General features: G+C 22.4%; 10 protein-coding genes and 1 pseudogene. 10 read left to right on the forward strand and 1 reads right to left on the reverse strand.

Annotated features, from left to right (window positions below):
- Positions 1-65 precede the first annotated feature (65 nt).
- The 10 genes and pseudogenes from AACL11_RS07825 (at position 66) to AACL11_RS07870 (ending at position 10,393) form a co-directional block, all read left to right on the forward strand.
- The gene (locus AACL11_RS07825) at positions 66-350 is read left to right on the forward strand and encodes an HNH endonuclease signature motif containing protein (RefSeq protein ID WP_252319983.1); all 285 of its coding nucleotides are present in this window, start codon (positions 66-68) and stop codon (positions 348-350) included.
- A 450-nt stretch (positions 351-800) separates the two neighbouring features.
- Positions 801-2,789, forward strand: coding sequence for a hypothetical protein (locus AACL11_RS07830; RefSeq protein ID WP_338987278.1), 1,989 nt, complete (start codon positions 801-803; stop codon positions 2,787-2,789).
- 17 nt (positions 2,790-2,806) lie between these two features.
- Positions 2,807-4,141 (forward strand): hypothetical protein, encoded by a 1,335-nt coding sequence (locus AACL11_RS07835; RefSeq protein WP_338987279.1) that lies wholly within the window; start codon positions 2,807-2,809, stop codon positions 4,139-4,141.
- A gap of 99 nt (positions 4,142-4,240) precedes the next feature.
- Positions 4,241-5,461, forward strand: a complete 1,221-nt coding sequence (locus AACL11_RS07840) for a hypothetical protein (protein WP_338987280.1) — start codon at positions 4,241-4,243, stop codon at positions 5,459-5,461.
- A gap of 148 nt (positions 5,462-5,609) precedes the next feature.
- Positions 5,610-6,944 carry a hypothetical protein gene (locus tag AACL11_RS07845; protein ID WP_338987282.1) on the forward strand — a complete coding sequence of 445 codons (1,335 nt, stop codon included), beginning with the start codon at positions 5,610-5,612 and terminating at the stop codon, positions 6,942-6,944.
- Positions 6,945-7,031: 87 nt separating this feature from the next.
- The gene (locus AACL11_RS07850; RefSeq protein WP_338987284.1) at positions 7,032-7,676 is read left to right on the forward strand and encodes a hypothetical protein; all 645 of its coding nucleotides are present in this window, start codon (positions 7,032-7,034) and stop codon (positions 7,674-7,676) included.
- A gap of 37 nt (positions 7,677-7,713) precedes the next feature.
- Positions 7,714-8,504: pseudogene (locus tag AACL11_RS07855) on the forward strand (IS5 family transposase).
- Positions 8,505-8,634: 130 nt separating this feature from the next.
- Entirely contained in the window at positions 8,635-9,399 is a 765-nt protein-coding gene (locus tag AACL11_RS07860) for a hypothetical protein (RefSeq protein ID WP_338987286.1), read from the forward strand.
- A gap of 137 nt (positions 9,400-9,536) precedes the next feature.
- Positions 9,537-10,040, forward strand: a complete 504-nt coding sequence (locus tag AACL11_RS07865; RefSeq protein WP_338987288.1) for a hypothetical protein — start codon at positions 9,537-9,539, stop codon at positions 10,038-10,040.
- 20 nt (positions 10,041-10,060) lie between these two features.
- Positions 10,061-10,393, forward strand: coding sequence for a hypothetical protein (locus tag AACL11_RS07870; RefSeq protein WP_338987290.1), 333 nt, complete (start codon positions 10,061-10,063; stop codon positions 10,391-10,393).
- A gap of 6 nt (positions 10,394-10,399) precedes the next feature.
- On the opposite strand, the gene AACL11_RS07875 is transcribed toward AACL11_RS07870, so the two are convergent.
- Positions 10,400-11,413, reverse strand: coding sequence for an IS3 family transposase (locus AACL11_RS07875; RefSeq protein WP_338986622.1), 1,014 nt, complete (start codon positions 11,411-11,413; stop codon positions 10,400-10,402).
- Positions 11,414-11,587: the final 174 nt, after the last annotated feature.

Consider the following 11,587-nt stretch of genomic DNA (forward strand, 5'->3'; position numbering starts at 1 on the left):
AATATTAAGTTTAAAAAAATATTGTAACTTATAGTATAATTTAATACGAAAGGGGTTAATTCATTGTGGCACGTCGTAAAAAGTGAGAAAAAGAAGACAAAGAAAAAATATGAAACTATTCTATTCAAAAAATGGAGAAATATTTTAAAGGATTATCTGAATTTTGAACATTGAATGTGCAAGCTCCTTGTCCGTGGTGTTGTTTGCCAATGATAAAAGGTGCTTATCAAGGTGAACAACCAACTTCAGCATTTGCTTGAAATATTGATCACATTGATGGTGATCCAAATAATAATAGTTTAGAAAATTTACAACCAATGCATGTTGAATGTAATATTAAAAAAAATTAATCATAATTTAAAAATTCAATGAATATTTAATTTAATCATTGAATTTTTAATTTAATTTTTATCTTAATTAAGAAAAATTATTTTGAAAATTATTTTACTATTAGTGTTCTTTTTAATTAAAAATATTCAATCTTTTTTTAAAAAGAATATTGTCTTTTTTTATAATAAGTGTAATATTATTTTTAAGGACAGAGTATTTCTTTCCTTATAATTTTAATAGGTGTATAGCAAAGTTTATATAATTATTAAAATTATTAATATTAAAATATAAAAACTAAATTTAATTGGTTTACTTTAAACCTTAGTTTTATTTTATTAAAACTAAGGTTTAAACTATTTTAATATTTTTTCCTATTTTAATATTTTAGTTAAAAATAGCAAGTTAAAGCGTTAAGCTATATTTTTCACTTTAGATTATTTTAAAAATAATGCTAGGAAAGGATTGTTAAAATGAAATATAAAATAAATAGTAATAGCCCGAGTAAAGATATGGTTAATCAGGATAAACATAAAAAGATAAAAACAGGATCTAATTCAATATATACAATTAATGTTAAAAAAAATAAGAAGAAAAGAATCTTATTATTTTCGTTGTATTTATTAGCATTTGGTTCTACAACAGTTACTACGATATTACTCTTACATACTACTGCTGCTTTCAATAATTCTGAATTTAATCCGAATTCTAATAATAAATTATGAGATGAATATTATCAAAAACATCATCGTAACTCTGGACCTATTAGTTTAGATTCTACTATTGCTTATTTTGGTAAATCAACAAATATTGTTAATTTTAATGTTATTGAAAATGCTGCTGATAATGGTAATATTGATTTTACAAATGTTTTAAGTAGTATTGATAATAATTTACAAAAAACTGATCCTAAAATTGAAAGTGATGTTGATAATGATAATTCAACTTTATTACCAATTAATTTTTTCTTAAATGCTAATTATAATCCAGCAGTTAACTTTACTGTTGGTAAGGATAAAAAGCCGATAACTAATACTTCTTTTACTTTGCCAAAGAATTTTAATGAGTCTAAAAGTTATGTTTTAAATTTAACAACTAATGATCAAGCATCAATTTTTGGTATTAAAAATACTAACGTTAATATCGAAATTAATATTAATATTATAAATCAAGTTGCAATTAATATTGCTAGTTTACCAGTTAACTTTCTTAATAAAATTATTAATATTACTAATCCTGAAAATGCTACTATTGATTCAATAAAAGATAAATGATTAATTCCAACAATTCAAGAACAATTTGAAACAATTTTAAGTAAAGCATTAAATGTAGCCAAAAAAGAAATTAAACCTAGTTATTACAAAATTGAATTTCAAAATGGTTCAGAACCACAAAACTTTACTAAAAGTGTTCCTGTTCAATTTTCAATTACATCTTTAGATAATAATCCTTGAAACTTTACAGGAAAAAAAGATAATTGCACTATAAATGTTAAAAATGATATTGCTGATTTAAGTACTATGAAAGAATTAACTAATGAAATTGAAACACAATATAATAATGATAAAGATAATAAAAACTTTCAAATTACTTTAGATAATCAAAAAGATAAAAATGGTAATTTTATTAATGCCGATAGTAAATTATCAGAAGAAGATGTTAAATTTGTTAATAGTCAAATTATTGAGAGTGTAAAGAAGATTTGTCAATCTTATTTCCAAAAAAATTATTCAGATCTTAATATTAAAGATAGTGATTATACAATATCAACAAATTTAAAAGTTGGTTATAATATTTTTAATAATAAATTAGGTAAAAATATTGAAATAACAATAAAAGCTGCTGATAATAGTTATAAATTAGATGGTTCTTTAAGTGCTAAAGCTATTGTTCATGGTCATAATAAAAATAATATTACTGGTAATTATCCTTCGCCAAAAGATTTTGCATTAAAAGGTATTTGATTAAAAGATGGTCAAGATGCAAATATTTTACAAGAAGGTCAACATTTTTATGAACAAGATAATTTATTAGGTAATTGAATTACTAATAAAGATAGTTTATTAAATACAATTAATAACAATTCTTATCATCCAGTTGAGAATGCATTTACTGGACAGTTCACTATGAATTATTTATTAGATGGTGAGACAAAACCAAATGGTATGTCAGTTGATATTAGTAAAGAAATTAAAGGTGGTAAGGCAAATAATTTTTGAGATTTAATTACTAAAACAAAAAGTATTTTTTTAGAAACCGATGTTGCAGTAACAACAAAATCGGGTTGAGAGTTAAATAATGTAAAACTAGTATTTACTGACAGCGAAACACAACCAACTAAAGATAATACACTTTATACTCTTGATTTATCAGAAAGGTTTGCTGGCAAAACTATTAGTGATCGTGCTACTTTAACATTCCCTGATTTTAATTTTAATTTTAATTACCAGTTAGTAAGTTAAAAAAAGGAAAAAGTAATATGAAACAATTATTAATCATTTTAAGTACATTAACAACATTAACTTTGGCAAGTAATAGTATTATTAATACTATTGATGATACTAATACTACCATTAATAAATTATTAGCAAATAAATCATCAATAACTGATTCTGTAACTTCATTATTTAATAATCAATATGGCTATTTAAATGATAGTGATATAATAACTAATCAATCAATAATAGATCATAAATATTATAGTTATGATACTAGTCATGCCAATTATTTATTAAGTGATGGTAAGACATCAGCACGAACATTATTTATTGTTAATGATAAAGGTGAATTAGTTTATAAAAAAGATGCTATAATACCAGCAAAAGATAAAGTTGATGTTAATAATACTAAACAAGAAATGATTAGTCATAAAAAAATTGATAGTATTAATAATATTTATAATCCATATAGTAAAAGTGAATATTCTAACAAATATTTTAGTGGTGATAATACTGATTGACAATATATTCAATTTGGTGGAGTTGAAAAACATATTGATATTTGCCAACAAGTAGCTGCTGATAAAGTTGAACATAGTAGTAGTTTAAGTGAAACATTAGGTTTATATTATATTGCAAAAGCAGCATATCAAAATAAAATTACTAAAGCAGTGGCTGTTAATTTAGGAACATATTTTATGAGTCAAACAATTATTAAAGATAATTTTAATAAAGATTTAACTAGTAAAATTATTAATTTAATTAGTAGTAATAATAATATTTTTAATTTTATATATAGTTCACCAATGAACATAAATGATAAAAATTATTCAATAAATTATATTTTTGATAGTAATAATAATATAATTTCTATTTATTATACAAAATGAAATAATGATAATCTTGTTTCAAATATCAATGTTAAAACTTATGAAAGTTATAGTGGAAATAATGATTATGGTATGTGATATTATGGACCTACAACTGTTATTAGTAATTTTACGCAAGATGGTAAGATTGCTAGCTGAAAAGATTTTATTACTATATATCCAACATTAACTTTTAATGATAATTCATTTTTTTCTGTTTATTGTCAATATGGTAAGGAGCAATATAGTGGTTCAAAATTAAGCATTGATACTTCTAAAATTGATACTAGTAACAATTTTAATCATAACTTTTGATCAGTAAGTGTTAATCATGATGGAGGAATATTTGGGGCTCATGTTGAAATAAAAGCTGATGCACAAATTTGACATGATGATCATAATATTTATATTAGTTATAGATGATATGAATATTCTAAATTTGCAACGGAAGGTGCTTTTTTCTCAACTACACTAAATCAATCATCTTTTATTAACATTATGAAATAAAATTTATAAAATGTTATATCTATTATTATAGATTAATAAGATATTTTAATTTATAAAAAATATTATTTTAGGATACTAAAAATAGAAAGGAAAAATACAATGAAACAATTATTAATTACTTTAAGTACATTAACAACATTAACTTTGGCAAGTAATAGTATTATTAATACTATTGATGCTACTAATACTACCATTAATAAATTATTAGCAAATAAATCATCAATAAGTGATTCTGTAACTTCATTATTTAATAATCAATATGGCTATTTAAATGATAGTGATATAATAACTAATCAATCAATAACTGATCATAAGTTTTATAGTTATGACACATCAGCTTTAAAAAGTTATACTTTTGCTAATGCAAGAGATGTTTTTTTAGTAAATAATGAAGGAACTTTAATTTATAATCCTGATGTTATTATTCCTGCTGATCAAAAATTAAATATTGAAAATACGATGCAAGAAATGATTAGTCATAAAAAAATAACTACAGTTAAAGCAAATTACAATTCTTATAGTAATAGTCAGTATTCATCTACTGATTTTAGTGGTGATAATACTGATTGACAATATTTGCAATTTGGTGGAATTGAAAAACATATTGATATTTCACAACAAGTAGGTGCTGATAAAGTTGAATATAGCAATAGTTTAAGCGAAACATCAGGTTTATATTATATTGCTAAAGCAGTAATTGAAAATAAGATTAGTCAGTCAGTTGCTATTAATTTGGGAATATATTTTATAGCACAAAGTAGTTTAAAAGGAAAAATTAATAATGAATTAATTACTAAAATTATTGATTTAATTATTAATAATAAATACGTTTATAATTTTATGTTAAATATGCCATTTTCAAATGATGATACAAGTTATGTCATTAGTTATATTTTTGATCATAATAATAATATTATTGAGTTAAATTATAATCATTATAGTTACGAAAAAAGTAATACAAGTAATTTTGAAACTCATGTTAGTCCTGGTCCTTTTGCTTCAGTTGATTATACAGGTGATATTTATATTAATTATCAGGATTTATATTATTTAATTAATAATCAAAATAATTGAGATGTAATTTATAAGTATTTTATTAATGGAAACTTATTTGATTATAGTAATATGAAGCATGAAATTGGTGATAATTGAACTTTTAAAAATTTTTGAAATTCTATATTTAAAGATAATTTAACAAAATTTTTAAATAATGTGGGTGTTAATGGAATAATAATTCATATTGACTGTTATGGTACAGATATATGACATCCTTCTTTAATTAATACATTTTATATTAAAAGTATTTCTCAATGAAATTAAGTACTTACATACTAAATTTAGTTTTTAAAATAAGCATTTTATTAATCTTCTTAAATAAAATTAATAAAGTGTTATATTTAGTATAGATTAGTCAGATATTTTTTATAAAATAATTTTTAGTAAACTTAAAACGAAAGGAGAATGTAACATGAAACAATTACTAATAACATTAAGTACATTAACAACATTAACTTTAACAAGTAGTATTATTAATACTATTGATGTTACTAACACTACCGTTAATAAACTATTAACAAATAAATCATCAATAAATGATACTTTATCTTCAGTGTTCAATAATCAATATGGTTATTTAAGTAGTAGTGATTGAATTACTAATCAAATAGATAATAACTATTATAGTTATGATACTAGTCATGCTGATTATTTATTAAGTGATGGTAAGACATCAGCACGAACATTATTTACTGTTGATAATAAAGGTGAATTAGTTTATAAAAAGGATGCTGTAATACCACCAAAAGATAAAGTCGAAGTTGATGCTACTAAACAAGAAATGATTACTCATAAAAAAATTACCACAGTTAAAGATAAATATAATCCATATAGTAAAAGTGAATATTCTCACACATATTTTAGTGGTGATAATACTGATTGACAATATATTCAATTTGGTGGCGTTGAAAAACATATTGATATTTCCCAACAAGCAGGTGCTGATAAAGTTGAACATAGCAATAGTTTAAGTGAAACATTAGGTTTATATTATATTGCAAAAGCAGCAAAAAATAATTTAATTGATAATACTATTGCTAATAAAATAGGTCAATATTTTATGACACAAAGTAGTTTAAAAGGGCAAATTAATGATAATTTAATTAATATTATTATTAATTTAATTAGTAGCAATAATAATATTTTTAATTTTATATATAGTGCACCAATGAACGTAAATGATAAAAATTATTCAATTAATTATATTTTTGATAAAGATAATAATTTAATTGAAGTTTATTATACTGAGTTTGATAAATCAAATATAGAAAATAACTTAAATTATAAATGAAATGACTCATATAATTGATTTAGTTCAAATTATAGTGATTATTCTAATACATATACAATAGTAAAATGAACTGACTATGCAAGCGATTGAAATACTTTTACTAATAAATATCCAACTTTTAATTTTGATGCTAATTCATATTTAAAAGTTTCAACGGGAAGTGGTAAAGAAGACTATAAATCTCTAAATTCTCAAGTCACAACAACAAATATAAAAACTAATCAACAAAAAGATATTGATAATTCAATTTTTCAAGTTAATATTAGTACGTGACCACCATATGATCCAAATTACCCAGGAGGTGTAGGAACTGCCATTGATATTTATTTAGAACTTTGACATGATGATAATAATATTTATTGAAAATGACATATAATGACAGCTACTTTTTTAGGATCAACTTCATATTCTGATATTAAATTAAATAATATAACATTTAATAATATTATGAATTAAATAAATATGTTTTTTTCAAATTAATTATTTATTATTAAATTTAATTATGATTTTAAAAATGGTAAAAAGTAAAAGAAGGTATTGTAAATGAAACAGTTTTTATTAACTCTAAGTACAGTAACAACATTAACAATAGCAAGTAATACAATGTTTAATAGTATGATGATAGTAGTTCAAAAAAATAATATTGCTAGTAAAAAGAAAATACTACCTGTCATTCCAATAGATCAAAATAAATCATTATTTAATAATCAATATGGTTATTTAAATAATAATGATTGAATTACTAATCAATCAATAATAGACAATAAATATTATAGTTATGATACTAATCATGCTGATTATTTATTAAGTGATGGTAAGACATTAGCACGAACATTATTTACTGTTGATAATAAAGGTGAATTAATTTACAAAAAAGATGCTATGATACCAGACAAAGATAAAGTTAACGTTAATAATACTAAACAAGAAATGATATTTCATCGTAAAGTTGCTACTATTAATAATCCAACTAACAGTTATAGTGGTAGCCAACTTGATATTAATTATTTTGCTGGTGACGGTATTAATTGAAAATATGTTCAACAAAGTGAAGTGGAAACTCATATTGATATTTCACAAAAAGAAAATGCTAATAATGTTGAAAATAATAATAGTTTAAGTGAAGGTTTAGGGCTATATTATATTGCTAAGGCAGTAAGAACCTGTTTGGAATCTTTTATAAAATAACGTAAAATGACTATATATTTTAAGATAAGGGGTATATATGCATAAAAATTATCCAAGTCATGTTACTAAAGAACAATTTGAGAACATAAGATCAATTTTAGAAAATAACAAAAAGAAAACAAAACCAAGAAATTTAGATTTATATGAAGTATTTTGTGCAGTTTTATATGTATTAAAAAGTGGATGTCAATGAAGAATGTTACCAAAAAATTTTCCAAAATGACAAACTGTATATTATTATTTTCAAATTTGAAGTAAAAATAGTGATAAAGAACCTAGCACTTGACAAGTAATTTTAAAAAAAATTAGTTAGAAAAGTTCGTATCAATAATGGTAGAAAAGAACAAACTAGTTTTTGTATAATTGATTCACAAAGTGTTAAAAACACAGATACTGCTAAAAATAAAGGTTATGATGCTGGTAAAAAAAATTTCAGGAATAAAGCGTCATATTGCTGTTGATTCTCAAGGCTTACCACATGCAATTTACATAACCACAGCAGAAAAAACAGATCGTAACAGTGCTATAATAATGATTGAAAATGAAAAAGAAAATTTATCTAAAGTTCAAAAAATACTAGTAGATGCTGGTTATACTGGTGAAAAATTTGCTTTTAAAATCAAAACAATCATAAATGCAAATGTTGAAGTTATCAAACGTAATGAATTACATTCTTTTGTAGTATTGCCAAAAAGATGAGTTGTAGAACGAAGTTTTGCATGATTAGAAAAATGCAGAAGATTATGAAAAAATTGTGAAAGAAAATTAAATACTAGCTTACAAATGGTTGTTCTCTCATTTATTTCAATTTTATTAAAAAGATCCTAAACAGATTCTAAGAGAATCAGATGGTTCTTTTAAAGAACAAGATGCTGATATTTTAGCACACTATTTTATTACTCAAAGTAGTCTAAACGGTAGTTTAAGTGATGTTTTAATTGACAAAATTATTCATTTATTGATTACAAATGATAATGCTTATGATTATATGACTAATGTTCCGTTTTTAACTAATGATAATAGTAAGTATACAATTAATTACATTTTTGATGAGTTTAACAATATCATTCAAATTTATTACAGTTATTATGATAAAGCTTTTGATCTTTCAACTTTGTGATTAATAATTCCACAACAAGTAATATCAGTAAAAACACCAGAAGCAACTCCAATTACTGATATAAAAGCTAATTTAGTTAGTAAAATTCAAACAGAATTTAAACAAAAATTAAGTCAACAATTAAAAATTAATTCAGAAGAAATTAATGATAAATATTACAATATTTTTATTAAAGATAATAAAGAAAATCAAGATTTTACTAATGCAGTAAATATTGATTACAAAATAACTAGTTCTTGAAAAAATGCTAATCAATTAAATTTTGCAGGTACTTATCAAGGACAAGTTAGTGTAATTAATAAGTGCGTTGATTTAAGTAATGAAACAGATTTAAAAAATATTATTGAAAATGCTTACTATCATCAAAATGATAAATCTAAATGATTAAATGTTGATGTTGATAATACTATTGATAATAAAAATGTTGACACTAAATTAACACAAACTACTTTAGATTTAATTAATACTAATATTAGTACTACTATTAAAGTTATTGTTCAAAATTATTTTAAAACTCATGATACTGAACTTATTATTGATGAAACAGATTATGATGTAACAACTACTTTAGCGGTGGGTGATAATATTTTAATAATAAATTAGGTAAAGATTTTACAATTAGCATTAAAGATAACGGTTCTACTTATAAATTAAAAAATAGTTTAGATAATATTAACGTTACTATTCATGGTCATAATAAAAAAAGTATTGCTGGTAATTTTTCAAGAACACCTTTTGATTTGGATGGTATTTGGTTAAAAGATGGTAAAGATACAAACGTTTTACAGGAAGGTCAACATTTTTATGAACAAAACAAATTATTAGATAAATGAATTTCTAATAAAGATAGTTTATTAAATACAATTGTTAATAATTCTTATTATCCAATTGCTGATAGTTTTGGTGGAAACTTTATTATTAATTATATATTAGATGGTAAAAATAAAGGTAGTATGACAGCTGATATTAGTAAAGATATTACTAGCGATAAGGTAACTAATTTTTGAGATTTAATTACTAAAACAAAAAGTATTTTTTTAGAAACTGATGTTTCAGTAAGTTCAGATTGAGCTTTAAATAATGTAAAATTGATATTTACTAATGATGAAATACAACCAACCAAAGATAATACACTTTATATTTTTGATTTATCAGACAGATTTAAAGGTGAAACTGTTAGTGAACGCGCTACTTTAACATTCCCTGATTTTAATTTTAATTTTAATTACCAATTAATGAGTTAATAAAGAAAAGAGAATATAAAATGAAACAATTATTAATAACTTTAAGTACATTAACAACATTAACTTTAACAAGTAATACTATTATTAATAGTATTAATGATAATACTGTTATTAGCAGTAGATTAACAAACAAATCATCAATAAATAATATTTCAACTTCATTATTTAATAATCAATATGGTTACTTAAGTGATGATGATTGAATTACTAATCAATCAACAATAGATCATAAGTATTATAGTTATGATACTAGTCATGCTGATTATTTATTAAGTGATGGTAAGACATTAGCACGAACATTATTTACTGTTGATGAGGTGGTTAGCCCTAATTACTGGACCATATTTTGATAGATATTTCTAAATTTTTATTTGTAATATTGGTGGTTTTAAAAATTTAGAATGTATTCTTTCATAATTATAAAACATAACATATTGATTTACATCATTAATAGCTTCATTGATTGTTAAATATTGATTTGAGTCTTTAGGCAATCATTCTTGAGATAAATGTGAAAATCAATTTTCAGATATGACATTACCGCCAATATCATATGGTTGTTTTTTGCTTAAAATTATTTGTTTGTTTTTTGCTCATTTTGTAATTTCTTGACAATAAAATTCGTTGGCGTTATCTGAATGTAAAATAACGTTTTTTATTTGATTTCAAGAAAATTGGTTGTTTATTTTTTCAAGTGCAGGAAGAATTAAATCTTGATATGATTTATTTGAAAATGTATTATAACTAACAACATTATTTGAATAAAAATCAATAATTACAAAAAGATATAGTCAACCTTCTTTGGTGTTTATTTGTTTAGTATCCATTGATCAAATTTGATTTGAAGCGGTTGTACTTTTGTAATCTTTGTTTACTTTATCCATTGTAGGTATTCACTTATTTGGATTTTTTTTGTTTTTAGGATAGTTATTTTTAGTTTGTTTTAATCCTTGAATATTGTGTTTTTTCATAATTTTTCGCATTTGTTTTGTTGATAATTCTATATTTAAAATGATATTTTTCTCTTGTTTTAATCACTCTTTAAAAGCTGAAAAAATTCTTAAATATCCATAAATTCTACCTTTTCTTGTAGAATGAAATTCGATTAAAAGTTGGCATAATTCTTGATATTTATGATTGCAATTAATAATATGATTTTTTTCTTTTTTAATAAGTTTTTGTTTATTTTTTAAAAAGTAATATGTTGATCTGTTTAATTGAAGATATTGACATAAGTTTCTAATTGAATATTGATTTTTGCAATCATCGATAATTTTAATTTTTTCTTTGATATTTAATTTGTTAATTATTAATGCTATTTGTTTAATTTTATCCATTAATAAAAATCCTTTCAGGTCAAAATTAGTGTTCATTATATAACACAATTGTTTTTAGAATACATTCAGATTTTTTAAATTAATGGTCTAGTAAAAAGGGCTAAGTGGCCCCATCCAATGCTTTAGATACTCAAGAATGATTAAATGTTAAGAAGATAAATGTAAGTGATAGTTGTCAACAAGGTACAATAAATAGTAAATTAATGCCTC

It is taken from the genome of Spiroplasma endosymbiont of Dasysyrphus albostriatus (assembly GCF_964019495.1).
Taxonomy (GTDB): domain Bacteria; phylum Bacillota_I; class Bacilli_A; order Mycoplasmatales; family VBWQ01; genus Spiroplasma_E.